Genomic DNA, 1,117 nt, shown 5'->3' with positions numbered 1-1,117 from the left:
AGTTACGACAATGTCGATAGCGAGTATTTACCGCTACTGAGTAGTGCGGAGACGCAAAGCAGTATGGCTGCCCGCGAAGTGGTCAGCATGGCACGTAAAATGGCACTGAACGAGCGGACGATTATCAAAGGCGGCTGCTGGGATTATTTGAATGCGGTGTTTAATCGAGCGGGAGTTTCGCGCAATACCATACATAAAGGCACGTATGCGCAAGGTCCTTATGCCAGTAGCAGTGAAATTGAGGCAGGTGACTGGCTTTATTATATCAATCATGGCTACAATGGCATTGAGCACAGTGGACTGTTCGTCGGTTGGGTCGATGAGCGTGCTAAGCAAGCATTGATATTAAGCTATGCTGGTGAAAATCGCCGTGAGCCAGCGCGTTATCGTGTTTATGACTTGAGCAATGTCTATCAAATCATGCGCCCTAGTGTTTGATCTATAGTATTTGGTAGAAAGTCCAAAAAACAAATAAAAAATCGTCCGTCACTTATGGAAGTGGCGGAGCTTTTTATTGGTAGGTCATCAGTCATAAGCACTTCGACTAGATTTTAGAATGGTTTAACGACCACTAAAATGACGATAATCACCAAGGCAAAAACAGGTACTTCATTAAACCAGCGCCAAAACTTATGGGATTTATAATGAGGGTTATCAATCAGCTTTTTGCGATAAAAGCCGCAAGCGCCATGATAGCCTGATAGCAGTACGACCAATAATAGCTTGACGTGTAGCCAGCCTTGGGTTTTGTAAACATCCCAGCCCAGTCCTAACATCCATAGACCGAATATCCATGTCGCTATCATCGATGGCGTCATAATACCGCGATACAGCTTGCGCTCCATAATAGTAAAGCGCTCTTGGCTGATGCTATCGTCACTCATCGCATGATAGACAAACAGACGCGGCAAATAAAATATTGCCGCAAACCAGCAGACCATCGAGATGATTTTTGCAGCTTTAATCCAGTTAAAATAATCTGCCATTACTTAATCTCTTATTATCAGCCGTGTAATATCAGGCTTATTTTCATACATTCTTGTTAGCCGCACACAGTCAAACTAATCGGCCAATACCACCTGCGATTGATGACCACTCATCGCATCCATCACAGGCC

At 44.2% G+C, this 1,117-nt stretch carries 1 protein-coding gene and 1 pseudogene; one reads left to right on the top strand and one right to left on the bottom strand.

Features of this window, described 5'->3' with window-relative positions; translation table 11 throughout:
• Window positions 1-438: pseudogene (locus ACS8FC_RS14705) on the top strand (hypothetical protein); the annotation flags it as partial.
• A gap of 113 nt (window positions 439-551) precedes the next feature.
• Here ACS8FC_RS14705 and hemJ read toward each other — a convergent pair.
• On the bottom strand, window positions 552-986 hold the full coding sequence (hemJ, locus tag ACS8FC_RS14700) for a protoporphyrinogen oxidase HemJ (protein WP_439297314.1): 435 nt from the start codon (window positions 984-986) through the stop codon (window positions 552-554).
• Between the last annotated feature and the right edge of the window lie 131 nt (window positions 987-1,117).

Source organism: Psychrobacter sp. 1Y4 (genome assembly GCF_051847555.1).
Note: the sequence above shows the minus strand (reverse complement) of the source record. Positions and strands in the feature narration are given on the sequence as shown.

Bases quoted from the DNA above. Each gene is read 5' to 3' on its own strand.
- hemJ (WP_439297314.1), bottom strand. From the start codon at position 986: ATGGCAGATTATTTTAACTGGATTAAAGCTGCAAAAATCATCTCGATG.